The 22,788-nt window shown below is 64.8% G+C and carries 19 protein-coding genes and 1 riboswitch; of the genes, 17 read left to right on the top strand and 2 right to left on the bottom strand.

The window, feature by feature from the left end; genetic code table 11:
* Positions 1-241: 241 nt before the first annotated feature.
* From BBA01S_RS27790 to BBA01S_RS27770, 5 genes are all read left to right on the top strand, one after another.
* Positions 242-4,942, top strand: coding sequence for a glutamate synthase-related protein (locus BBA01S_RS27790; RefSeq protein ID WP_027819312.1), 4,701 nt, complete (start codon positions 242-244; stop codon positions 4,940-4,942).
* Positions 4,943-5,090: 148 nt separating this feature from the next.
* Positions 5,091-6,557 (top strand): glutamate synthase subunit beta, encoded by a 1,467-nt coding sequence (locus BBA01S_RS27785; protein WP_027819311.1) that lies wholly within the window; start codon positions 5,091-5,093, stop codon positions 6,555-6,557.
* A gap of 167 nt (positions 6,558-6,724) precedes the next feature.
* Positions 6,725-7,270 carry an RNA 2',3'-cyclic phosphodiesterase gene (gene thpR, locus BBA01S_RS27780; RefSeq protein ID WP_042298008.1) on the top strand — a complete coding sequence of 182 codons (546 nt, stop codon included), beginning with the start codon at positions 6,725-6,727 and terminating at the stop codon, positions 7,268-7,270.
* 159 nt (positions 7,271-7,429) lie between these two features.
* Positions 7,430-7,930, top strand: coding sequence for a type VI secretion system amidase effector protein Tae4 (locus BBA01S_RS27775; protein WP_027819309.1), 501 nt, complete (start codon positions 7,430-7,432; stop codon positions 7,928-7,930).
* A gap of 11 nt (positions 7,931-7,941) precedes the next feature.
* On the top strand, positions 7,942-8,406 hold the full coding sequence (locus tag BBA01S_RS27770; protein ID WP_042298014.1) for a type VI secretion system amidase immunity protein Tai4: 465 nt from the start codon (positions 7,942-7,944) through the stop codon (positions 8,404-8,406).
* A gap of 18 nt (positions 8,407-8,424) precedes the next feature.
* Here BBA01S_RS27770 and BBA01S_RS27765 read toward each other — a convergent pair whose 3' ends face one another.
* Together BBA01S_RS27765 and BBA01S_RS27760 are read right to left on the bottom strand one after the other, a co-directional pair.
* A complete protein-coding gene (locus tag BBA01S_RS27765) occupies positions 8,425-9,780 on the bottom strand; it encodes a D-amino acid dehydrogenase (RefSeq protein WP_027819307.1) in 1,356 nt (451 codons plus the stop codon).
* Between the two features lie 485 nt (positions 9,781-10,265).
* Positions 10,266-12,023, bottom strand: coding sequence for an ABC transporter ATP-binding protein/permease (locus tag BBA01S_RS27760; RefSeq protein WP_027819306.1), 1,758 nt, complete (start codon positions 12,021-12,023; stop codon positions 10,266-10,268).
* A gap of 320 nt (positions 12,024-12,343) precedes the next feature.
* Positions 12,344-12,448, top strand: a riboswitch (TPP riboswitch).
* Between the two features lie 279 nt (positions 12,449-12,727).
* Here BBA01S_RS27760 and BBA01S_RS43040 point away from each other — a divergent pair.
* The 12 genes from BBA01S_RS43040 (at position 12,728) to BBA01S_RS27700 (ending at position 22,764) form a co-directional block, all read left to right on the top strand.
* Positions 12,728-13,873 (top strand): FAD-dependent oxidoreductase, encoded by a 1,146-nt coding sequence (locus BBA01S_RS43040; RefSeq protein ID WP_042298007.1) that lies wholly within the window; start codon positions 12,728-12,730, stop codon positions 13,871-13,873.
* A 79-nt stretch (positions 13,874-13,952) separates the two neighbouring features.
* Entirely contained in the window at positions 13,953-14,150 is a 198-nt protein-coding gene (gene thiS / locus BBA01S_RS27750) for a sulfur carrier protein ThiS (protein ID WP_027819305.1), read from the top strand.
* Between the two features lie 64 nt (positions 14,151-14,214).
* On the top strand, positions 14,215-15,027 hold the full coding sequence (locus tag BBA01S_RS27745) for a thiazole synthase (protein ID WP_027819304.1): 813 nt from the start codon (positions 14,215-14,217) through the stop codon (positions 15,025-15,027).
* Entirely contained in the window at positions 15,027-16,166 is a 1,140-nt protein-coding gene (gene thiE / locus BBA01S_RS46135) for a thiamine phosphate synthase (protein WP_084162581.1), read from the top strand. Before BBA01S_RS27745 ends, thiE begins: the two co-directional genes overlap by 1 nt.
* A 181-nt stretch (positions 16,167-16,347) precedes the next feature.
* A complete protein-coding gene (locus BBA01S_RS27735; RefSeq protein WP_027819302.1) occupies positions 16,348-17,169 on the top strand; it encodes an ABC transporter ATP-binding protein in 822 nt (273 codons plus the stop codon).
* Entirely contained in the window at positions 17,166-17,942 is a 777-nt protein-coding gene (mlaE, locus tag BBA01S_RS27730) for a lipid asymmetry maintenance ABC transporter permease subunit MlaE (RefSeq protein WP_027819301.1), read from the top strand. Before BBA01S_RS27735 ends, mlaE begins: the two co-directional genes overlap by 4 nt.
* 94 nt (positions 17,943-18,036) lie before the next feature.
* Complete coding sequence (gene mlaD / locus BBA01S_RS27725; RefSeq protein ID WP_027819300.1) at positions 18,037-18,648, top strand: outer membrane lipid asymmetry maintenance protein MlaD; 612 nt, start codon at positions 18,037-18,039, stop codon at positions 18,646-18,648.
* 12 nt (positions 18,649-18,660) lie between these two features.
* Positions 18,661-19,692 carry an MlaA family lipoprotein gene (locus BBA01S_RS27720; RefSeq protein ID WP_027819299.1) on the top strand — a complete coding sequence of 344 codons (1,032 nt, stop codon included), beginning with the start codon at positions 18,661-18,663 and terminating at the stop codon, positions 19,690-19,692.
* 197 nt (positions 19,693-19,889) lie between these two features.
* Positions 19,890-20,540 carry an MlaC/ttg2D family ABC transporter substrate-binding protein gene (locus BBA01S_RS27715; RefSeq protein ID WP_027819298.1) on the top strand — a complete coding sequence of 217 codons (651 nt, stop codon included), beginning with the start codon at positions 19,890-19,892 and terminating at the stop codon, positions 20,538-20,540.
* A complete protein-coding gene (locus BBA01S_RS27710) occupies positions 20,537-20,809 on the top strand; it encodes an STAS domain-containing protein (protein ID WP_027819297.1) in 273 nt (90 codons plus the stop codon). Before BBA01S_RS27715 ends, BBA01S_RS27710 begins: the two co-directional genes overlap by 4 nt.
* A 267-nt stretch (positions 20,810-21,076) precedes the next feature.
* Entirely contained in the window at positions 21,077-22,012 is a 936-nt protein-coding gene (locus BBA01S_RS27705; protein ID WP_027819296.1) for an ABC transporter ATP-binding protein, read from the top strand.
* Positions 22,009-22,764: an ABC transporter permease gene (locus BBA01S_RS27700; RefSeq protein ID WP_027819295.1), complete on the top strand. Its 756-nt coding sequence runs from the start codon at positions 22,009-22,011 to the stop codon at positions 22,762-22,764. Before BBA01S_RS27705 ends, BBA01S_RS27700 begins: the two co-directional genes overlap by 4 nt.
* Positions 22,765-22,788 lie beyond the last annotated feature (24 nt).

The following is a 22,788-nucleotide window of genomic DNA, read 5'->3' as shown; positions in this document are numbered from 1 at the left end:
TTTGATGCGTCCCCAATAAAAAAGCACCGCAATGCACCATGACGATAATTGGGGTCTAAACACACGGTTTTATTTGCATGCCCTTGATTCGTCGCGTATATTCGCCTTTCGGCTCTCCTGGACGCACAACGCGGGAAGCCTGCATCGCCCGCGCAACGCCGTACAGCGGTCACGCAAGCGGCGGGAAAACAAAGTACGGAATCAACGGCCATTCCCCTGGCCCCTCTAGGACGGTGTCCCCATGAACGATCACCTGCAGCGCGCCGCGGTGCCCGCAGCGCAAGGTCTGTATGACCCGCAAAACGAACACGATGCCTGCGGCGTCGGTTTCGTCGCCCATATCAAGGGCAAGAAGAGCCACGAAATCATTCAGCAAGGCCTGAAGATTCTCGAAAACCTCGACCACCGGGGCGCCGTCGGCGCCGATCCGCTGATGGGCGATGGCGCGGGCATCCTGATCCAGATTCCGGACGCGTTCTACCGCGAAGAAATGGCCCGCCAGGGCGTGACGCTGCCGCCGTTCGGCGAGTACGGCGTCGGCATGATCTTTCTGCCGAAGGAACACGCTTCGCGTCTCGCGTGCGAACAGGAACTCGAGCGCACGGTGCGCGCAGAAGGCCAGGTCGTGCTGGGCTGGCGCGACGTGCCGGTCGACCACACCATGCCGATCTCGCCGACGGTCAAGGCCAGCGAGCCGCTGATCCGCCAGATCTTCATTGGTCGCGGCAAGGACGTGATGGTCACGGACGCGCTGGAGCGCAAGCTGTACATCATCCGCAAGACCGCGAGCCACCGCATCCAGGCGCTCAAGCTCAAGCACGGCAAGGAATATTTCGTGCCGTCGTGCTCGGCGCGCACGGTCGTCTACAAGGGCCTGCTGCTGGCCGGTCAGGTCGGCGTGTACTACCGCGACCTGCAGGACGAGCGCGTCGTGTCGGCACTGGCGCTCGTGCACCAGCGCTTCTCGACCAACACGTTCCCGGCGTGGGAGCTGGCTCACCCGTACCGCATGATTGCCCACAACGGTGAAATCAACACCGTGAAGGGCAACGTGAACTGGCTGAACGCCCGTACCGGCGCGATCGCCTCGCACGTCCTGGGCGACGACCTGCCCAAGCTCTGGCCGCTGATCTATCCGGGCCAGTCGGACACGGCATCGTTCGACAACTGCCTCGAACTGCTGGTGATGGCCGGCTACCCGCTCGTCCACGCGATGATGATGATGATCCCGGAAGCCTGGGAACAGCACACGCTGATGGACGAGAACCGCAAGGCGTTCTACGAATACCACGCGGCGATGATGGAGCCGTGGGACGGCCCCGCTGCGATCGCCTTCACGGACGGCCGCCAGATCGGCGCGACGCTCGACCGTAACGGTCTGCGTCCGGCGCGCTATATCGTCACCGACGACGACCTGGTCATCATGGCGTCGGAAGCCGGCACGCTGCCGATTCCGGAATCGAAGATCGTCAAGAAGTGGCGTCTGCAGCCGGGCAAGATGTTCCTGATCGACATGGAACACGGCCGCATCATCGACGACAAGGAACTGAAGGACAACCTCGCCAACGCCAAGCCGTACAAGAGCTGGATCGACGCCGTGCGCATCAAGCTCGACGAAATCGAGCCGAAGGCGGAAGACGTCGCGACCGCGCGCGCTGAAGCCGCTGCGCTGCTCGACCGTCAGCAGGCGTTTGGCTACACGCAGGAAGACCTGAAGTTCCTGATGGCGCCGATGGCGATGTCGGGTGAGGAGGCTGTCGGCTCGATGGGCAACGATTCGCCGCTGGCGGTCATGTCCAACAAGAACAAGACGCTCTACAACTACTTCAAGCAGCTGTTCGCGCAGGTCACCAACCCGCCGATCGACCCGATCCGCGAAAACATGGTGATGTCGCTCGTGTCGTTCATCGGCCCGAAGCCGAACCTGCTCGACACCAACAACATCAACCCGCCGATGCGTCTCGAAGTGTCGCAGCCGGTGCTCGACTTCAAGGACATCGCGAAGATTCGCGCGATCGAGCAGTACACGGGCGGCAAGTTCAGCAGCTACGAGCTGAACATCTGCTATCCGGTGGCCTGGGGCAAGGAAGGCATCGAAGCGCGTCTCGCGTCGCTGTGCGCGGAAGCCGTCGATGCGGTCAAGTCGGGCTACAACATCCTGATCGTGTCGGATCGCCGTGCTGACCGCGACAACGTCGCGATCCCGGCGCTGCTGGCTACGTCCGCGATCCACTCGCACCTCGTGCAGCACGGCCTGCGCACGAGCACGGGTCTCGTCGTGGAAACGGGCTCGGCGCGTGAAACGCACCACTTCGCGCTGCTCGCGGGCTTCGGCGCAGAAGCCGTGCACCCGTACCTCGCGATGGAAACGCTCGCGCAGATGGCCACCGGCCTGAAGGGCGACCTGTCGGCGGACAAGGCTGTCTACAACTTCACCAAGGCAGTGGGCAAGGGCCTGCTCAAGGTGATGTCGAAGATGGGCATTTCGACGTACATGTCGTACACGGGCGCGCAGATTTTCGAAGCCGTCGGCCTGGCTGACGACCTGATCGCCAAGTACTTCAAGGGCACGGCGTCGAAGGTCGGCGGCATTGGGCTGTTCGAAGTCGCTGAAGAAGCGATCCGTCTGCACCACGACGCATTCGGCGACAACCCGGTTCTCGCCAACATGCTCGACGCGGGCGGCGAGTACGCGTTCCGCGTGCGCGGCGAAGACCACATGTGGACGCCGGACGCGATCGCCAAGCTCCAGCACTCGGCGCGCAGCAACTCGTACCAGACGTACAAGGAATACGCGCACCTGATCAACGACCAGACGAAGCGTCACATGACCTTCCGCGGTCTGTTCGAATTCCGCCTGGATCCGGCGCGCGCGATCTCGATCGACGACGTCGAACCGGCCAAGGAAATCGTCAAGCGCTTTGCGACTGGCGCGATGTCGCTCGGCTCGATTTCGACCGAAGCGCACGCCACGCTGGCGGTCGCCATGAACCGTATCGGCGGCAAGTCGAACACGGGTGAAGGCGGCGAAGACGAGAAGCGCTATCGCAACGAACTGCGCGGCATTCCGATCAAGAACGGCGACACGATGCAGTCGATCATCGGGCCGGAAGTCGTCAAGGACATCCCGCTGAAGGATGGCGACTCGCTGCGTTCGAAGATCAAGCAGGTGGCGTCGGGCCGCTTCGGCGTGTCGGCAGAGTACCTGTCGTCGGCCGATCAGATCCAGATCAAGATGGCGCAGGGCGCGAAGCCGGGCGAAGGCGGTCAGCTGCCGGGTCACAAGGTGTCGGAGTACATCGGCAAGCTGCGTTACTCGGTGCCGGGCGTGGGCCTCATTTCGCCGCCGCCGCACCACGACATCTACTCGATCGAAGATCTGGCGCAGCTCATCCACGACCTGAAGAACGTGAACCCGGTGTCGTCGATCTCGGTGAAGCTGGTGTCGGAAGTGGGCGTGGGCACGGTGGCAGCCGGTGTGGCGAAGGCCAAGGCCGACCACGTCGTGATCGCCGGTCACGACGGCGGCACGGGCGCGTCGCCGCTCTCGTCGCTCAAGCACGCTGGCACGCCGTGGGAACTGGGTCTGGCGGAAACGCAGCAGACCCTGGTGCTGAACCAGCTGCGCGGCCGTATCCGCGTGCAGGCTGACGGCCAGATGAAGACGGGCCGCGACGTGGTGATCGGCGCGCTGCTCGGCGCGGACGAATTCGGCTTTGCGACGGCGCCGCTCGTCGTCCAGGGCTGCATCATGATGCGCAAGTGCCACCTGAACACCTGCCCGGTCGGCGTCGCGACGCAAGATCCGGTGCTGCGCGCGAAGTTCTCGGGCCAGCCCGAGCACGTCGTCAACTTCTTCTTCTTCATCGCTGAAGAAGTGCGCGAAATCATGGCGCAACTGGGTATCCGCAAGTTCGACGACCTGGTCGGCCGCGCGGATCTGCTCGACACGCGCCGTGGCGTGGAACACTGGAAGGCGAAGGGTCTGGACTTCTCGCGCGTGTTCTATCAGCCGCTGGTTGGCGAAGACGTCGCCCGCAAGCACGTCGACACGCAAGACCACGGTCTGGACAAGGCGCTCGATCACACGCTGATCGAGAAGGCGCGCGCTGCGATCGACAAGGGCGAGCACGTCTCGTTCATCCAGCCGGTGCGCAACGTCAACCGTACGGTCGGTGCGATGCTCTCGGGCATGGTCGCGAAGAAGTACGGCCACGACGGTCTGCCGGAAGACTCGATCCACATTCAGTTGAAGGGCACGGCGGGCCAGAGCTTCGGCGCTTTCCTCGCACGCGGCATCACGCTGGATCTCGTGGGCGACGGTAACGACTACGTCGGCAAGGGCCTGTCGGGTGGCCGCATCATCATCCGTCCGACCAACGACTTCCGCGGCAAGTCCGAAGAAAACATCATCTGCGGCAACACGGTGATGTACGGCGCGCTCGAAGGCGAAGCCTTCCTGCGTGGCGTGGCGGGCGAGCGTTTCGCGGTGCGTAACTCGGGCGCGACGGCGATCGTCGAAGGCACGGGCGACCACGGCTGCGAATACATGACGGGCGGCACGGTGGTGGTGCTCGGCGAAACGGGCCGTAACTTCGCGGCGGGCATGTCGGGCGGTATCGCCTACGTGTACGACCCGGATGGCTCCTTCGCCAACAAGTGCAACAAGTCGATGGTCACGCTGGATCCGGTGCTGCAACAGGCCGAACAGGAACGCACGGTCGACCGCGCACTGTGGCACGCAGGCCAGACCGACGAAGCGCTGCTCAAGGGACTCGTCGAGCGTCACTTCCAGTTCACCGGCTCGCCGCGTGCAAAGGCGCTGCTGGAAAACTGGGATGCGGCACGCCGCCAGTTCGTGAAGGTGTTCCCGACGGAATACAAGCGCGCACTGGGCGAAATCGGCGCGAAGAAGGCGAACCAGGAAGAACTGGCCGCCTGATCCGCGAAGCGACGACGACTCACAGACGAAGCGCCCGCCGCGCGAGGGTTACGAAAACTCGGGTTACGAAAACCCGGGTTACGAAAACCGAATACGCGGCGGCGGGCGCAGTCCCCCTCACCGAATAGATTAGATAGACGAGAACCAAATGGGTAAGGCAACCGGTTTTCTCGAGTTCGAGCGCCAGCATGAGGCGTACGAAGCACCGCTCACGCGTGTGAAGCACTACAAGGAATTCGTCGCGGCGCTCTCCGACGCCGACGCGAAAGTCCAGGGCGCTCGCTGCATGGACTGCGGCATCCCGTTCTGCAACAACGGCTGCCCGGTCAACAACATCATTCCGGACTTCAACGACCTCGTTTTCCATCAAGACTGGAAGAACGCGATCGAAGTCCTGCACTCGACCAACAACTTCCCCGAGTTCACGGGCCGCATCTGCCCGGCGCCCTGCGAAGCAGCGTGCACGCTCGGCATCAACAACGACCCGGTCGGCATCAAGTCGATCGAGCACGCGATCATCGACAAGGCCTGGGCCGAAGGCTGGGTCGCGCCGCAAATCGCGAAGCACAAGACGGGCAAGAAGGTTGCCGTCGTCGGCTCGGGCCCCGCGGGTCTGGCCACGGCGCAGCAACTCGCGCGCGCCGGTCATGACGTGACCGTGTTCGAAAAGAACGACCGCGTCGGCGGGCTGCTGCGCTACGGCATCCCCGACTTCAAGCTGGAAAAGTGGCTGATCGACCGCCGCATGCGCCAGATGGAAGCGGAAGGCGTGACGTTCCGCACCAACGTGTTCATCGGCAAGGGCGAGCTGCCGGCGTACATCGGCAACACGTCCAAGGAAACCATCACGCCGGACGAGCTGAAGGAACAGTTCGACGCCGTGGTGATCGCGGGCGGTTCGGAAACGCCGCGCGACCTGCCGGTGCCGGGCCGCGAACTCGAAGGCGTGTACTACGCCATGGACTTCCTGCCGCAGCAGAACAAGGTCAACGCCGGCGACAAGCTGCCGAACCAGTTGCTCGCCAAGGGCAAGCACGTCGTCGTGATCGGCGGCGGCGATACGGGCTCGGATTGCGTGGGCACGTCGAACCGTCACGGCGCGAAGGGCGTCACGCAGTTCGAACTGCTGCCGCAACCGCCGGAAGCCGAGAACAAGCCGCTCGTGTGGCCGTACTGGCCGGTCAAGCTGCGCACCTCGTCGTCGCACGAGGAAGGCTGCTCGCGTGACTGGGCCGTCGCGACCAAGCGCCTCGAAGGCAAGAACGGCAAGGTCGAGAAACTGATCGCCGCGCGAGTCGAGTGGAAGGACGGCAAGATGGTCGAAGTGCCGGATTCGGAATTCGAAATGAAGGCCGATCTGGTGCTGCTCGCGATGGGCTTCACGCAGCCGGTGTCGCCGGTGCTCGAAGCGTTCGGCGTCGAGAAGGATGCGCGCGGCAACGTGCGCGCCGCGACCGAAGGCGAGAAGGCGTACTACACCTCGGTGGACAAGGTCTTCACCGCAGGCGACATGCGCCGTGGCCAGTCGCTCGTGGTGTGGGCGATCCGTGAAGGCCGTCAGTGCGCACGTTCCGTCGATGCGTTCCTGATGGGCAGCACGGAGCTGCCGCGCTAACGCTTCTTGTGGCTTCTAGTACGTTCCACCGGTTCGGCGGAACGTGCGGGAGACGGCAGGAGACAGAGGTAAAAGCCGGGCATCCGCAAGGATGACCCGGCTTTTTTACGTCCGGCGGGTGCAGGCGTACCATGATCCGGTTGCCCGCCGATTCGAGGCTCCCGATCATGTCCGAAGCCATTGACGAGGCGCAGGAGTGGAAGCGCTGTTTCATCGCGCTTGCGCCCGATGCGCCTTCGCGTGACGTACTGGCAGCGCTCGACGTGCCGCTCAACGCGCGGCGCGTGCCGTACGCGCAATTGCATCTCACGGTGGCGTTCATCGGCGCGATGTCGTTCGCGCAAGGTGAGGCGCTCGCGCAGCGGCTCGCCGATCACGCGATGCCGGTGCCACCCGCCGAAGTCACGAAAATCGAATGCTGGCCGGGTCACGCGCAGCCGCGCCTGCTGGTGGCCGTGCTGGCGATGTCCGATGCGTTCACGGCGCTCGACTGGCGCGTGCGCTCGTCGATGGGCGAAGTGGGGTTGTCGCTCGATGCGCGCGCGTTCCGTCCGCATGTGACGCTTGCGCGTTTTGCTCGCGACGCGCATGGTGCGCCGCCGACGAGCAACGTCGAGTTGCCGCCTTTGCGGTTCACGTCGCTCGTGCTGTATTCGAGCACGTTGGCGAAGCAGGGCGCGCGTTATGAAGCGCTGGCGAGTTTGCCGGTTTAGCGCGAACTCAGCGGCTCAAATAAGTTTTCCTGGATGTAGGTCAAATTCCAGGGAATGCGCAATACAAACAAAGGCTTACGATGCATCTTCGTCGATGCGGGTGGCCGGCATCGACTTGCCAGGGCGAACAGCCCTCAACGAGAAGAGCAAGGGTGCGTAATGAGTCGACCGTCTTTTTCTGTGGCCTGGGCAGCAGCGATGCGAATTTACGACCCGGTGGATTCCGCGGCGAAGGCCGCTCAGGTGATCGGTGGCAATGTCGAAAAGAACATTGGCAACCCCGACGCGGCGCAACGATGGAGCAATACCTGCGCAGTCCGGATGAGCTATATCCTGAATCAATGCGGACTGGTCATTCCGCCAATTGCGGGCAAAACCGTTTCCGGCGCGGACAAGCGCCAATACTTCTTTCGCGTAAGAGACCTCATTGCTTTTCTGAGGCAACGATGGGGGCAGCCGGAAATCGTCAACTATCCACCGTCCGGCGGCGGAACCCTTGCAGGGAAGAAAGGCGTCATTCTGTTCGAAGTGTCCGGTTGGTCGGACGCAGCGGGCCACGCGACCTTGTACAACGGGAGCGGCTGCTATGATCATTGCTACTTCAACGAACCAGAAGCCCGGTATCGCACCGACCGCGCGAACTTCTGGAGCCTGCCGTGAAAAAGACCTTGATGGGCGTTCTAGCGGTATTCGCTTTTGCCACTGGGGCGTCGATCAGTCACGCAAAGGATGGCAGCCCGACGTCGCCGCAAGCGGCCACACAGACCTATGCGCAGAACTTCAAGGATATGGTTCTGGCCGCGTGTATCGCCAGGGCCTATGAGAGCGACAAGGACGCTGCGATAGACGCGGGCAGCAGCGTCAGTGCCTTGCGGGACTGGACTTATTACGACATGGACAAAGGCCCAGACGCGATCGGTGCCCTCATCGATCGCTACCTGGCGCGTGACTATCACAACCCACTGGCCGACGCGGAAATCAAGGACGTCAAATTCGACCTCCTGAAATGCCTCGACCTGTATCACAGCAAGGAGCTTGATACTGCGGTCAGGCAACTGGTGATCCATCCCAATCGCACTTACCGCCAGGACAATCCGGTCGCGTCAAAGGCTCAGGCGAAGACCAAAGCGCCCTGACGCATCAAGCGCACACACTCACCGCCGATAGCGCGCCAACGTCAGCCCTTCGAGATCGATCTCCGGCTTGCGCTGCGCGACGAGATCGGCGACCACTCGGCCCGAGCCCATCGACATTGCCCAGCCCGTCGAGCCGTGGCCCACGTTCAGCCACAGACCTTCGACGCCCGACGCGCCCAGTAGCGGCGCGCCGTCCGGCAACATCGGCCGGCGTCCGACCCAGAACTGCGCCGACGAAGGCGTCGCCGCATGCGGGAACCAGTCGTCGAGCACCTTCATCAGCGTCTGCAAGGCCTGCTCGCGCAGCGTCGTGCGATGGTTGCCGATCTCGGCCGTGCCCGCCACACGCAGATACGGCCCAAAGCGCGTAATCGCCGTCTTCAGCGATTCGTCCATGAGCGCGGCACGCGGCGCTTTTTGCTCGTCGACCACAGGCAGCGTCGCCGAATACCCCTTCACCGGATACAGCGGCACGCGCACGCCCAGCGGCGCGACCAGCGCCGCGCTTTCCACGCCCAGCGCGACCACCACTGCATCGGCAGTCAGCGTCTGCGGCGCCGCGTTGGCGACCGGCTCGCTCAGATCGGAAGGGCGCAGCACTTCGGCGGGCGCGCGGCGCTGCTCGCGGCGATTGCGCGCCTCGCGTCCCGGCACCGGCCGCACGCGCACGCCGGTCACCTTGCCGCCCGCGGCTTCGAGCGCGAGCACCTCGGTATCGAAGACGAACTTCACGCCCTTGTTCTCGCACACGGCGCGCAGCTCACGCGTGAAGCGGGCGCAGTCGCCTGCCTCGTCGTCGGGCAGATAGAGGCCCGCCACCGGTTTCACGCGCGACCACGCGAGCCCCGGCTCGACCTGCGCGCAGGCTGCGGCGTCCAGTTCGCGATAGACAATGCCCGCGTCGCGCAGCACGTCGAACGCCGGCTGCGCGAGTTCGAGATCGGCGTCGCTGCGAAAGAGTTGCAGATAGCCCTGGCTACGTCCGTACTCGAACGCATGCTGTGCGCGAAACGCATGCAGGCAATGACGGCTGTAGTAGGCGATGCGCTGCATGCGCTGCTTGTTGACGCGAAAGCGCGCAAGGTCGCATTCGCGCAGCCAGCGCGCGATCCAGCGCCATTGCGCGGCGTCGAAAGTCGGCCGGAAGATCAGCGGCGACGTGGGCTTGAGCAGAAATTTGATGAGCCTGGCCGGCATGCCCGGCGCGGCCCAGGGCGTGACGTAGCCGGGTGCGATCACCCCCGCGTTGCCGAAGCTCGTGCCGAGCGCAACGCCCGGTTCGCGCTCGATGACCGTAACGTCGCAGCCTTGTTCGCTCAAGTACCAGGCAGTGGCGACGCCGATCACACCGGCGCCGAGGACGATCGTTTTCATGCCGGTCGTAGCGTAGGGAATGGACGGTATTGCAGCACGTTCAGGCGCATTGTGCAGCGGAGGCTGCAGGGGGTTGCGCGCACGCGGGCGCACGCCCTGGCTTCGTGTTCGCGCCTGTTGCGGTGGCGTTCGTTCAGTTCACTGAACCATTGAAAAGAGCCCATGGCGCCTCGTCTCCCCCTCGTTTGTTGTGCTGGCCACGGCCGGGTGGGTCGGCGGGTGGCGACTATCTCGTCTGCGACGCCTGCGTCTGTGTCGGCGCTGGTGTGCCGGGCGGCAGGGTCGCGCCTATTTTAGGGGCGATGTGCCGACGATGCGAGGACGTTGAAAGGCGGGTGTGGGGAAAAGGTCGGCTGGCGGGCTTGCGCGCGGCCGGAAGATTCGGTAGCGAGCGAATGAGTGCGCGACGGGCGCGCCCAAAACAAAACGCGCGCGAAGCCTGGATGGCTCCGCGCGCGATATCGACTGGAAGGCGTGCGCTGGGCTTAAGCCGCGACGCGCTCTTCAGGCGAGCGCGCGATTTCGAGCGTCTCGCCGTGATACGCCTCAAGCGACTCGCGGTGCGCGACGCTCACGATCGCCGCCTTGGGCAGGCGTTCGACGAACAGCTTGTAGAGACGGCCTTCGTTGTCCGGATCGAGCGCGCTGGTCGCTTCGTCGAGGAACAGGTAGTCGGGCTTGTGCAGCAGCACGCGCGCGCCAGCAAGGCGCTGCTGCTCGCCCGGCGACAGCACGCGCGACCAGTGCGCCGACTCGCTCAGGCGATCGGCGTACTCCTCCAGGCGACAGGCGCGCAGTGCTTCGCGGCAGTCCTCGTCGCTGTAATCGTCGGCGGGCGAGGGGTAGGTGAGCGCCGCCTTGAGCGTGCCGATCGGCAGGTAGCTTTGCTGCGGAATGAACATCATGCGTGCATCCACCGGCGCATCGATCGAGCCTTCGCCGAACGGCCACAGACCCGCGAGCGCGCGCATCAGCGTGCTCTTGCCCGAGCCCGACGGCCCGCGCACGAGCCAGCGCGAACCCGGCTTGATGGCGATGTCGCGCACTTCCGAAAGCGGCTTGCCGTTGGGCAGCGCGAGTTTCAGGTGTTCGGTGGAAAGCTCGCTCGCATCGACGTAATGCAGGTTGATGCCGCCGTGTTCCGTGGCCGGCGAGACGCTTTCCTTCAGGCGCGGCGAATGCACGACGCGCACGAATTCGCGCAGACGGTTCACGGTAGCGCGCCATTCGACGAGGGTGGCGTAACTGTTGATGAACCACGAGAAGCAGTCGCTCACGGTGCCGAAGGCCTGCGAAATCTGCATCAGCACGCCGAAGGTGAACGCGCCCGCGAAGTAGCGCGGCGCGGCCACGACGAGCGGAAAGATAATCGCGATCTGGCCGTAGAAGCTCAGCACGAAGGTGAGGCGCTTCGTGTACTTCATCACGCGCCACCAGTTGTCGCGGATGTGCGTGAAGAGGCCCTGTGCGTTGCCGCGCTCGGTTTCCATGCCGTCGTAGAGCGCGATCTGTTCGGCGTTTTCGCGCAGGCGGATCAGGCCGAAACGGAAGTCGGCCTCGACCTTCTGTTGCTGGTAGTTGATCGACACGAGCGGATGGCCGACCTTCTGGATCACCAGCGAGCCGAACACGGCGTAGAGCGCGGCGGCCCACACCATGTAGCCCGGAATCGTGATGGGCGTCGCGCCCAGCGAGAAGGTTAGCGCGCCAGCCAGCGACCACAGGATCGTGATGAACGACACCAGCGTCACGACCGTCGAGAGCAGGTCGAGCGTGAGCGAAAGCGTGGTGGTGGCGAACGATTGCAGGTCGTCGCTGATACGCTGGTCGGGGTTATCGGCGAGACGGTCGCGCTCGATGCGATAGAACGCGCCTTTGCCGAGCCAGTCGCTCAGGAAGCGCGTCGTGAGCCACTGACGCCAGCGGAACCCGAGCATCTGGCGCAGATAGCGCCCGTACACCGCGAGGATGATGAAGCCGAACGCAAGCCCGGTGAAGATCATCAGCAGATGCGGGAACTGTTTGACGTCCTTGTTCTGCAGGGCGTTGTAGAAGTCCGCGTTCCAGCTGTTGAGCCGCACGTTGATCCACACGACGAGCAGGTTCATCACGATGATCGCGACGAGCAGGCTCCAGGCGATCCAGCGTTCCTCGGAGACCCAGTAGGGCTTGATCAGGCTCCAGGCCGTGATCTTGTGATGCTCGTTCTGATCCGGCGTGGCGCGGGGAGTGGAGTTGGTCATGTGCGTCCTGATGTTGTGCCGGCCCGCGGCCGGCGTCGACGATGCCCGCCATGCGTGGCGTGATGCCGTGCGCTGAAGTTTTTGACGTTGGCTTTGACGTTCGTCTGTCAGCGTTGCGATTCTGTCCCGCACCGCTTAAGCGAGTCTTAATCGGCATGCTTAAGCGGGCCTGCACACGCGCGGCGCGGCAGGGCCGGTATTGTCACACTTTGCGCCTGCGCCACGCGGTTTGCGCCGGTTCAGCGCATTGTGCCAGAGCAGAGATTGTGCGCCTGCCCCGGCCGTTTGCGGCTCGCGCGGCTTTTGTGGTCTAATGGCCGTTGACGAAACAGGGGTGCTTCACCGGCATGCCGGAGTGAGGCTGAGAGAGACCCTTCGCACCCGATCCGGGTAATACCGGCGCGGGAAGTTTCCGGAAAGTCTTGCTGGCGCCATCGATCAGTTTTGATCCAGTTGATCAGTCGATAGGGGGCGATTATTCATTCGCTCATCGTCTGATTATTCAGGCGTCCAGATTCCCGCCGGGCAATCCTTGCGGCGCATGACCAGTTTCGCGCGTCACATCGTTTGCACGGCCGGCCTTGCCAGCCGGTTTCGTCCTTGGGTACGCATTTTTGCCGTACGGAAAGGATACGATGACCGCTGCTTCCAATTTGATTTCCGATCATTCCCCGGTTTCCGGCGCACGCGCGCCAGGATCAGCCATGCCTGATTTCGCCGTGCTGGGCGGCGGGCTGAGCGGACGACTCGTCGCCTGGCGGCTCGCGGGCGCGGGCCATCGCGTGGCGCTCTACGAGCGCGGCGGCCCCGAGGGCGGGGAAGCCGCGGCCTGGGTCGCGGCGGCCATGCTTGCGCCGCTCGCCGAAGCCGCGGTCGCCGAACTGCTGATCACCGAACTGGGCGTCGCCTCGCTCGAAACGTGGCCGTGCATTCTGGCCGAGTTGCCCGAGCCGGTGTTCTTCCAGCGCAACGGCACGCTCGTCGTCTGGCATCACGCCGACCGCACCGAAGCGCCGCTGTTCGAGCGACGCGTGCGCGCCAACGCGCCGCGCGAGCTCGCCGATGCGCACTTCACGACGCTCCAGGGCGCGCAGCTCGACGCCGCCGAACCGGCGCTCGCCGGGCGTTTCGCGCGCGGCTGGCTGCTCGACGGCGAAGGCCAGCTCGACAACCGCCAGGCGCTGGCGGCGCTCGCGGCAGGCCTTGCACAACGCGGCGTCCAAACGCACTGGAACACGAGCGTCGATGACGCCAACCTGCCGCAGGCGCGCGTGACGATCGATTGCCGGGGCCTCGGCGCCAAGCCCGCGCTGCCCGCGCTGCGCGGCATTCGCGGCGAAGTCGCGCGCGTGCACGCGCCGGGTATCGGCCTGACGCGTCCGGTGCGCCTGCTGCACCCGCGCTATCCGCTCTATATCGCGCCGAAGCAGAACGATCTCTACGTCATCGGCGCAACGGAAATCGAGGGCGAAGACCGCTCGCCGGTGAGCGTGCGCTCGGCGCTCGAACTGCTGAGCGCGGCCTTTGCCGTGCATCCGGCGTTCGGCGAGGCGCGCATTCTCGAACTCAATTCGCAGTGCCGCCCGACGCTGCCTGACCATCGTCCTGCGCTGATCTGGGACGCTGGCCGGGGTGACGGCAAAACGCTGCGCGTGAACGGCCTGTATCGCCACGGTTTCATGATCGCGCCCGCCGTCGCCGACGAAGCCGTGCGCATGGCCGAAGCGATGCTGGCGGGCAAGCTCGCCGATGCCGACGCTTTCGAGGCGCTGCGTGCCGAGTCGCGCTGGGCCTCGATGCTGCACGCGACTGCAGGGCAGGACACACACAGCGAGCGCGCCCACGCCTGATGACGTGCGCCGCCGCAATCACGAAGCGCGGCGCGCGCCTTGCGCCCCGCAACGATTTAACGAAGTGACCCGATTCGCCATGGACATTCAGATCAACCAGAAGCCGCTCACGCTGCCCGAGGGCGCGACTGTCGCCGATGCGCTTGCCGCCTTCGGCGCGCGTCCCCCGTTTGCCGTCGCCTTGAATGGCGATTTCGTCGCGCGTGGCCAGCATGGCGCGCGCACCTTGTCGGCGGGCGACCGCCTCGACGTCGTGAGCCCGGTGGCGGGCGGCTGATCGTCGGCTCGCGCCGCACGCTCGACGTCTTGCCTCCGCGTCTTTCGCTCAAGGATTCCACGCCATGACCACCTTACCTACCGCCGACGCGCTCACGCTCTACGGCGAAACCTTCCAGGGCCGCCTGCTGCTCGGCACCTCGCGCTATCCGTCGCTGCAATCGCTGTCCGATTCGATGCAAGCCGCGCGCCCCGGCATGATCACCGTCGCGCTGCGCCGCCAGATGAACGATGGCACCGCCGAAGCCGGTTTCTTCGACCTGCTCAAGCGCCACGGCGTGCCGCTGCTGCCGAACACGGCCGGCTGCCTCACCGTCAACGAAGCCGTGACCACGGCCCACATGGCGCGCGAAGTGTTCGAGACCGACTGGATCAAGCTCGAACTGATCGGCGACGACTACACGCTGCAACCCGACCCGGTCGGCCTGATCGAAGCCGCCGCGCGGCTCGTGAAGGATGGCTTCAAGGTACTGCCTTATTGCACCGAGGATCTCGTGATCGGCCGCCGCCTGCTCGACGCGGGCTGCGAAGCGCTGATGCCGTGGGGCGCGCCCATCGGCACCGGCAAGGGCGTGATCAATCCCTACGGCCTGCGCGTGCTGCGCGAGCGGCTGCCCGACGTGCCGCTGATCGTCGATGCGGGCCTGGGCCTGCCGTCGCACGCGGCGCAGGTGATGGAGTGGGGCTTCGACGGCGTGCTGCTGAATACGGCGGTGGCGCAGGCGACGCATCCGGAAGCGATGGCGCGCGCGTTCGCGCTGGGCGTGGAAGCGGGCCGCACGGCTTATCTGGCCGGGCCGATGGCCGAACGCGAAGCCGCCGTGGCGAGCACGCCGGTGGTCGGCATGCCGTTCTGGCACCAGGATGGAGGCAAATAATGACTGACACGCTGCGACTCAAAGACCGCGAACTGTTCTGGCCGCCGGCCGACGAACTCACCGAAACCGCCGAACGCATCCGGGCGACGCTCGGCGACTGGCCGGCCACGCAGGCGCCGTGGCGCCTGTGCCTGACGCCGCCGGACGCGCCCAATGGCGGCGACCTCATCATCGTGACCGACGCCGCGCCGCATCTCGCGAGCATCGCGCGCTGGATGACCGAAGGCGCGGGCGTGATCGAGGCGAAAGCCGGTCAGCCCGACAACGCCGGTAACGTGGACAAAGCGCAAGCCGCGCTCGTCACGCTGCATCTGGGCGGCGAGCGCTACGCGCTCGAAGGCACGCTCGCCGAAGACTGGATCCCGGCGCTGGCGGCGTTCCTCGACTGCGGTTTCGATCCGCACGACGCGCTCGTGCTGGCCCTCGCCTGGCGCGACGGCGACGAGCAGAAAGCCGACGCCTGGCCGGTGGACATCGCGCGCTTCCCGCGCGTGCTCGGCTTGCCCGACGCGCCCGCGCGGCCGTTCGCGACCTGCCCGCAAAAGCTGGGCCTTTACCCGGTTCTGCCCACCGCCGACTGGGTCGAGCGCGTGCTCGGCTTCGGCGTGAAGACCGTGCAGCTGCGCAGCAAGAAGACCGCATCGCCTGAGCTCACGGACGAGATCGAGCGTTGCGTTGCGGCAGGCCGCAAGCACGACGCGCAACTTTTCATCAACGATCACTGGCAGGCGGCCATGGCCGCAGGCGCTTACGGCGTCCACCTCGGCCAGGAGGATCTGCGCGAAGCCGATCTCAACGCGCTGGCCGCATCGGGCATTCGTTTAGGTTTGTCGACACATGGCTACTTCGAGATGCTCACGGCGCTGCACTTCCGCCCGAGCTACATCGCGTGCGGCGCGGTGTTCGCCACAACGACCAAGGAAATGCCGACCGCTCCGCAGGGCATGAAGCGCCTCAAGCGCTACGTGCAACTGCTGGACGGCGTGGTGCCGATGGTCGCGATCGGCGGCATCGACGGCGCCGTGCTGCCGGAAGTGCTGACGACCGGCGCGGGCAGTGCGGCCGTCGTGCGCGCGGTCACCGAGGCGGCCGATCCGGCTGCCGCCGTTGCTGCGCTGCGCAAAGCGTTTACGCAATAATGGCCCGGCCTCGGCGCAAGTCGCGCACCCGGTTTAATCGGGGCGCGAAGCGGCGAGGAACGAGCGGCAACGGGCGCCAGACGGCGCCGTTGCTTCATCAAAGGGTCATGGGCGCATCACGGCATCAATTTCACGATGGCCCTATAATCCCGCCTTCGTGTAAATGGACTTGTCAGCTTACGTGCCCTCATCCTCTGAGACCCTTCTGGAGCTGCGCGACGTCGACTTCGGCTATAGCGACCGGCTCGTCCTGTCCGGACTGAACATGCGCTTTGGCCGCGGTCAGGTGGTCGCGGTCATGGGCGGCTCGGGCGGCGGCAAGACCACGGTGCTGCGCCTGATCGGCGGTCTGGTGCGCGCCCAGCGCGGCCAGGTGCTGTTTCAGGGTCAGGACGTCGGCAGGCAGACGCGCGAAGGTCTTTACGCGCTGCGCCGCAAGATGGGCATGCTGTTCCAGTTCGGTGCGCTGTTCACGGATATGTCCGTGTTCGAGAACGTCGCCTTTGCCTTGCGCGAACACACCGATCTGCCCGAAGAACTGATCCGCGACCTCGTGCTCATGAAGCTCAACGCCGTGGGTCTGCGCGGCGCGCGCGACCTCGCGCCGTCGGAGATTTCGGGCGGCATGGCGCGCCGTGTGGCGCTTGCGCGCGCCATCGCGCTCGACCCCGAACTCATGATGTACGACGAGCCCTTCGCGGGCCTCGACCCGATTTCCCTCGGCATCACGGCGAACCTGATCCGCACGCTGAACGACGCGCTCGGCGCGACGTCCATCCTCGTCACGCACGACGTGCCGGAATCGTTCGCCATCGCCGATTACGTCTACTTCGTCGCGAACGGCAAGGTGCAGGCGCAGGGCACGCCTGCGGAGCTGCGCGCCTCGACCGATCCGATCGTGCGCCAGTTCATCGACGGCGCACCGGACGGCCCGTTCCGTTTTCATTACCCGACGAATGTGCCGCTCGATGCGGACTTCGGCATTGGCGGAGGCCGCTCATGATCGGCGCTTTCAGTTCGGTCGGCCGCGGCGTGCTCGACTCGATCACGCGCGCGGGCCACGCCACGCGTTTCTTCGTGCGCCTCGTGCTGGAATTTTTCCCGCTGCTGCGCCGTCCGCGTCTTGTCACGAAGCAGATCCACTTCGTCGGTAATTATTCGCTGCTGATCATCGCGGTGTCGGGGCTGTTCGTTGGCTTCGTGCTCGGGTTGCAGGGGTATTACACGCTCAACCGTTATGGTTCGGAGCAGGCGCTTGGGCTGCTGGTCGCGCTTTCGCTCGTGCGCGAACTCGGCCCGGTGGTCACGGCGCTGCTGTTCGCGGGCCGCGCGGGCACGTCGCTCACGGCCGAAATCGGCCTGATGAAGGCGGGCGAGCAACTGACGGCCATGGAAATGATGGCGGTCGATCCCGTGCGTATCGTGGTCGCGCCGCGCATGTGGGCGGGCGTGATCGCCATGCCGATCCTGGCGGCGATTTTCAGCGCCGTCGGCATTCTGGGTGGCTACGTGGTGGGCGTGCTGCTGATCGGCGTGGATTCGGGCGCGTTCTGGTCGCAGATGCAGGGCGGCGTCGACGTCTGGACTGACGTGGGCAACGGCGTGATCAAGAGCATCGTGTTCGGCTTCGCTGTCACGTTCACCGCGCTGTACCAGGGTTACGAAGCGAAGCCCACGCCCGAAGGCGTGTCGCGCGCAACGACCAAGACCGTCGTGTACGCATCGCTTGCGGTGCTCGGCCTCGACTTCCTGCTTACCGCGCTGATGTTCAGCTAAGGATTAGGCCCGTGACACGCCTGCCTGATGGCGGCGTGCGGGCTGCGCGGCAGTCGCCTGGATCAGGGCGGCGCCGCAACGGATTCTCATTGGGATGACGATGAAAAAGACTGCTCTCGACTTCTGGGTCGGCCTGTTCGTGGTGCTGGGCTTCATTGCGCTGCTGTTTCTCGCGCTGAAGGCCGGCAACATGAGCTCGCTTTCGTTCCAGCAGACCTACGCCGTGAAGATGAAATTCGACAACATCGGCGGCCTCAAGCCGCGCGCGCCCGTCAAGAGCGCGGGCGTGACCGTGGGCCGCGTGGCGTCGATCGGCTTCGATAGCAACACCTATCAGGCGCTCGTGACGATCAACCTGGACCAGCAGTACCAGTTCCCGAAGGACTCGTCGGCGAAGATCCTGACGTCGGGCCTGCTCGGCGAGCAGTACATCGGTCTGGAGCCGGGCGGCGACACCGAAATGCTCAAGAATGGCGACACCGTCGCCATGACCCAGTCGGCGATCGTGCTTGAGAACCTGATCAGTCAGTTCCTCTATAGCAAGGCGGCCGATTCGGGCGCTTCGAAATCTGGCAGCAGCGCGGGTGGTAGCGCAGGCAACGGAGCCGCGAACGGGGCGGCAGGCGGGGCAGCGGGCGGCGATAGCGCCGCACCGGCTCCTGCACCGGTGCCAGCGCAGGCAGGCTCCGGCGCGGCGGCCCAATAAGGAGAATAAAAGATGAACACCACACGCATGCGCGCCATCACGATCGGCGTTGCAGCGCTTGCGCTGACGGCGTGCTCGACGGTGCAGACGCCGTCGAAGGACGATCCGTGGGAAGGCTTCAACCGCACGGTCTACACCTTCAACGACAAGGTCGACCAGTACGCGCTCAAGCCGGTCGCCAAGGGCTACGTAAAGATCACGCCGCAGCCCGTGCGTGACAGCGTGACGAACTTCTTCGCCAACATCGGCGACGTCTATAACGCGGCCAACAACTTCCTCCAGCTGAAGATCACCGATGGTGTCGAAGACATCATGCGGATCGTGATCAACACGGTCTTCGGCGTAGGCGGCCTGTTCGACGTGGCGACGCTCGCGAAGCTGCCCAAGCACAACCAGGACTTCGGCCTGACGCTTGGCCACTATGGCGTGCCGCCGGGCCCGTACCTCGTGCTGCCGCTGTTCGGCCCGAGCACGGTGCGCGACGGCGTGGGCCTGGTGGGCAACTACTTCATCAACCCCATCAGCTACATCGATTCGTCGGCGGTGTCGTGGGGCCTCTACGGCCTGAACGTCATCAGCACGCGTGCGAACCTGCTCGGCGCGAGCGACCTGCTCCAGGGCGCGGCGATCGACCAGTATTCGTTCGTACGTAACACCTACCTGCAGCGCCGCCGCTATCTGCTGTCGGATGGTCGCGCTTCGGCGTCGGGCGTGCCCGACTACGGCGATGGCGCACCGCTGCCGAACTACGGCGAACCCGACGATGGCGGGGCAGCGGCTGCACCGGCGTCCGGCGCGGCTGCCGCCGTCCCGGCCTCGGGCACCGCACGTGCTGCTACGCCGAGCGCGGCCAGCATGCCGCCGGCTTATCCGAACGGCGTAACGTCCGCACCGGCCACGCTCGAAGGCCCGGCTGGCGCTGCGACGCCGGAGTCGGCCTCCGGTGCGCAAGTGCCGAACGCCGCTTCGGCGACCAACGTGCCCGGCGACCAGATGGTGCCGCCGGCGCGTCTCGGTTATCCGGGAATGCTGCGTCTGCATTGAGCACGGGTTGAATGAGACATCCGGCGTGGCGCGCGGCAACCTGGCCGCGTCACGCCGGCGTCCCCTGGCACACGTCTGACGTAACAAGTCGATACGCTTGTCGCAGTTTCCTGGCACTTATTGACTCAGTGCGATAGAACTCGCGTGATATCGTTGGCGTCCAACGGGGCGTATTTCCCCAACTTGCAGGACTCGATATGAAAAAATTCTTTCTGTCTCCGCTTTTTGCCATGTTTTTTGCGTTTGCCGGATTCGCCGGGTTTGCCGGTTCAGCATCCGCGCAAACCGTCGACACCAGCAATCCTGACGCCATGGTCAAGACCATCACCCAGCAGGTGATGGATCAGATCAAGGGCGACAAGTCGATCCAGTCGGGCGACATCACCAAGATCACGCAGCTCGTGAACGAGAAGATCCTGCCGTACACGGACTTCCGCCGCACCACGCAGCTCGCGATGGGCCGCAACTGGCGCGCCGCCACGCCCGACCAGCAGCAACAGGTCATCGAGCAGTTCAAGATGCTGCTGATCCGCACGTACTCGGGCGCGCTTGCCCAGGTTCGCGATCAACAGATCGAATACAAGCCGTTCCGCGCCAACCCGGACGATACCGATGTCGTGGTTCGTTCGACGGTGCTGAACAACGGCCAGCCGATCGAGCTCGACTACCGTCTGTACAAGACGGCGCAAGGCTGGCGCGTGTATGACATCAACGTGCTCGGCGCATGGCTGATCCAGGCGTACCAGCAGCAGTTCCAGGAAAAGATCCAGCAGGGCGGTGTGCAAGGCCTGATCTCGTTCCTGACGCAGCGTAACCAGCAACTCGCCGCAGGCAAGGCTGCTTCGTGAGCGAACGCTTCGCTACGGGCGCCACGCTGACCCACGAGAGCGCGAACGCCGCGCTCTCGGCGGGTCTCGCCCAGATCAAGGCGGGCGCCACGGCTGTCGATTGCGCGCCGCTGACGCAGTTCGACTCTTCCGCGCTTGCCGTGCTGATCGCCTGGCAGCGCGCCGCGAACGAACGCGGCGCCACCCTCAGCGTCCTCAATCTGCCTGCCTCGCTCGCCGCTCTGGCGCGCGCCTACGGCGTCGATACGCTCCTGCACGAGCGACATTGACGCGCACCGGCTGGCGGCGCGCCGCGCTGGTTCATCACCAGATGCGCAGCCGCCGCAAACCGGTGCATTCTCCATCTCCCTGTTCAGACCAAGGTCGGGTCGGCCTTTGCGACTTGGCCTATAATCAAATGTTTTTTGGGCGCTGCCCCGGGTTTCCGGACGCGGCGAAGGCGCAAAAAGCCGTCCCCAAATAAGTTTCCCCGCGGTCTCCCCGCAGCATTGATGCACTTACCGGCCGCGCCGTTCAAAACGGGCGGCGTCTGAGTCATGCCAGCCATAGAAATCCGCAACGTCAAGAAGCGCTACAAAGAGCTTCAGGCGCTCAAGGGCGTCAGCTTCACGGTTGAAGAAGGCGAGTTCTTCGGGCTGCTCGGCCCGAACGGCGCGGGCAAGACGACGCTCATCAGTTGCCTCGCCGGCCTCGCACGGCCCGACGAGGGCACGATCGCGGTACGCGGTCACGACGTCGTCGGCGATTACCGCAACGCGCGCCGCAACCTGGGCGTCGTGCCCCAGGAACTCGTCTTCGATCCGTTCTTCACGGTGCGCGAGACGCTGCGCATCCAGTCCGGCTACTTCGGCCTGCGCAACAACGACGCGTGGATCGACGAGGTCATGGCCAATCTCGACCTCACCGAGAAAGCCGACGTCAACATGCGCGCGCTTTCGGGCGGCATGAAGCGCCGCGTGCTGGTCGCGCAGGCGCTGGTGCACCGTCCGCCCGTGATCGTGCTCGACGAGCCGACCGCCGGCGTGGACGTCGAACTGCGCCAGACGCTCTGGAAGTTCATCGCGCGCCTGAACCGCGAAGGGCACACCATCGTGCTGACCACGCACTACCTCGAAGAAGCGGAAGAGCTCTGCGACCGCATCGCCATGCTGCGTCGCGGCGAGGTGGTGGCGCTTGAGCGCACCAGCACGCTGCTGCAGCGTTTCGCGGGCACGCAGCTCTATCTGCGCTTCTCCGAAGGCGCGTTGCCCACCGAACTGCGTTCGCTCGAAGTCGATATCTCGAACCTGCCGAACAGCAACGGCAACCAGCACCTGCTGCGTCTCACGAGCTACGACGAGGTCGAGCGCATCCTGGGCCTGTGCCGCGCGAACGGCTGCAAGCTGGAAGAGATGGAAGTGCGCAAGGCCGATCTGGAAGACGTCTTCGTACAGGTCATGAACGGGCCGGAAGTGATCGAGGGGCTTGCATGAGCGGTTTCCGTACGCTGTTTTATAAAGAAGTGCTGCGCTTCTGGAAGGTCGCTTTCCAGACGGTGCTGGCCCCGGTCATCACCGCGCTGCTCTACCTGACGATCTTCGGCCACGCGCTGCGCGGGCACGTCGAAGTCTATCCGGGCGTGGAATACACGAGCTTCCTGATCCCGGGTCTCGTGATGATGAGCGTGCTGCAGAACGCCTTCGCCAATTCGTCATCTTCGCTGATCCAGTCGAAGATCACGGGCAATCTCGTATTCGTCTTATTGCCGCCGCTGGCCGCATGGGAGATGTTTGGGGCTTACGTGCTCGCCTCGATCGTGCGCGGCCTCGCCGTTGGCGCGGGCGTGTTCGTCGTGACGATCTGGTTCATTCCGATGAGCTTTTCCGCGCCCCTCTACATCATCGCCTTTGCGGTGCTGGGCTCGGCGATTCTCGGCACGCTCGGCCTGATCGCCGGGATCTGGGCCGAGAAGTTCGACCAGCTCGCGGCGTTTCAGAACTTTCTCATCATGCCGCTCACGTTCCTTTCGGGCGTGTTCTATTCGACGCATACGCTGCCGCCGGTCTGGCGCGAAGTGTCGCGGCTTAACCCGTTCTTTTACATGATCGACGGCTTCCGTTACGGGTTCTTCGGTTTGTCCGATATCAACCCGCTCGCGAGCCTCGCGATCGTTTTCGTCTTTTTCGTGGTGCTGGCGGCCATTGCGATGCGTCTGCTCGCAAGCGGCTACAAGCTGCGCCACTAAGTGAAATTCAGGCAGGAGCACTAC

The sequence above is a fragment of the Paraburkholderia bannensis NBRC 103871 genome (assembly GCF_000685015.1).
GTDB lineage: Bacteria > Pseudomonadota > Gammaproteobacteria > Burkholderiales > Burkholderiaceae > Paraburkholderia > Paraburkholderia bannensis.
Note: the sequence above shows the minus strand (reverse complement) of the source record. Positions and strands in the feature narration are given on the sequence as shown.

Coding starts and splice junctions, on each gene's coding strand:
- BBA01S_RS27790 (WP_027819312.1), top strand. CDS start 242: ATGAACGATCACCTGCAGCGCGCCGCGGTGCCCGCAGCGCAAGGTCTG.
- BBA01S_RS27785 (WP_027819311.1), top strand. CDS start 5,091: ATGGGTAAGGCAACCGGTTTTCTCGAGTTCGAGCGCCAGCATGAGGCG.
- thpR (WP_042298008.1), top strand. CDS start 6,725: ATGTCCGAAGCCATTGACGAGGCGCAGGAGTGGAAGCGCTGTTTCATC.
- BBA01S_RS27775 (WP_027819309.1), top strand. CDS start 7,430: ATGAGTCGACCGTCTTTTTCTGTGGCCTGGGCAGCAGCGATGCGAATT.
- BBA01S_RS27770 (WP_042298014.1), top strand. CDS start 7,942: ATGGGCGTTCTAGCGGTATTCGCTTTTGCCACTGGGGCGTCGATCAGT.
- BBA01S_RS27765 (WP_027819307.1), bottom strand. CDS start 9,780: ATGAAAACGATCGTCCTCGGCGCCGGTGTGATCGGCGTCGCCACTGCC.
- BBA01S_RS27760 (WP_027819306.1), bottom strand. CDS start 12,023: ATGACCAACTCCACTCCCCGCGCCACGCCGGATCAGAACGAGCATCAC.
- BBA01S_RS43040 (WP_042298007.1), top strand. CDS start 12,728: ATGCCTGATTTCGCCGTGCTGGGCGGCGGGCTGAGCGGACGACTCGTC.
- thiS (WP_027819305.1), top strand. CDS start 13,953: ATGGACATTCAGATCAACCAGAAGCCGCTCACGCTGCCCGAGGGCGCG.
- BBA01S_RS27745 (WP_027819304.1), top strand. CDS start 14,215: ATGACCACCTTACCTACCGCCGACGCGCTCACGCTCTACGGCGAAACC.
- thiE (WP_084162581.1), top strand. CDS start 15,027: ATGACTGACACGCTGCGACTCAAAGACCGCGAACTGTTCTGGCCGCCG.
- mlaE (WP_027819301.1), top strand. CDS start 17,166: ATGATCGGCGCTTTCAGTTCGGTCGGCCGCGGCGTGCTCGACTCGATC.
- mlaD (WP_027819300.1), top strand. CDS start 18,037: ATGACGATGAAAAAGACTGCTCTCGACTTCTGGGTCGGCCTGTTCGTG.
- BBA01S_RS27720 (WP_027819299.1), top strand. CDS start 18,661: ATGAACACCACACGCATGCGCGCCATCACGATCGGCGTTGCAGCGCTT.
- BBA01S_RS27715 (WP_027819298.1), top strand. CDS start 19,890: ATGAAAAAATTCTTTCTGTCTCCGCTTTTTGCCATGTTTTTTGCGTTT.
- BBA01S_RS27705 (WP_027819296.1), top strand. CDS start 21,077: ATGCCAGCCATAGAAATCCGCAACGTCAAGAAGCGCTACAAAGAGCTT.
- BBA01S_RS27700 (WP_027819295.1), top strand. CDS start 22,009: ATGAGCGGTTTCCGTACGCTGTTTTATAAAGAAGTGCTGCGCTTCTGG.